The sequence below is a fragment of the Paenibacillus polysaccharolyticus genome (assembly GCF_023714295.1).
GTDB lineage: Bacteria > Bacillota > Bacilli > Paenibacillales > Paenibacillaceae > Paenibacillus > Paenibacillus polysaccharolyticus_A.
Window position 1 is genome coordinate 1 of sequence record NZ_JAMAUN010000039.1, and the last position, 460, is coordinate 460.

The 460-nt window shown below is 62.0% G+C and carries 1 protein-coding gene; it reads left to right on the forward strand.

Translation table 11 applies throughout. The features are described 5' to 3' along the window. On the forward strand, positions 1-416 hold a 416-nt coding region (locus tag M3629_RS28065; RefSeq protein WP_251512178.1), incomplete at its 5' end, for a Fe2+-dependent dioxygenase. Positions 417-460: the final 44 nt, after the last annotated feature.

The window sequence follows — 460 nt, forward strand, 5'->3', positions numbered from 1 at the left end:
GGCCAGGGGAGACCTATGGTTTTCACGTCGATGGCGCCGTTCGCCAGAACGGCGAGGCGGGCTGGATGCGCACTGATCTGTCAGCGACGCTGTTCCTTTGCGATCCGGAGAGCTATGAGGGTGGCGAACTGGTGATTGAAGACACCTATGGCCAACATCGGGTGAAGCTCCCGGCCGGGCATCTGGTGCTCTATCCCGCCAGCAGCCTGCACTGCGTCACCCCGGTCACCCGCGGCGTCCGCCAGGCCTCTTTCCTGTGGATCCAGTCGATGGTCCGCGACGATAAGCAGCGTGCGATGCTTTACGACCTGGACCGCACCATCCAGTCTCTGAAGGCCCGCTTTGGCGACGGAGAAGAGGTCCTCTCCCTGCTCAACATGTATCACAACCTGCTGCGCCAGTGGACGGAAGTGTGATCCGCTGTTGATGGCAGAGGCTTGCGGCAGACAGGTGTGACGAG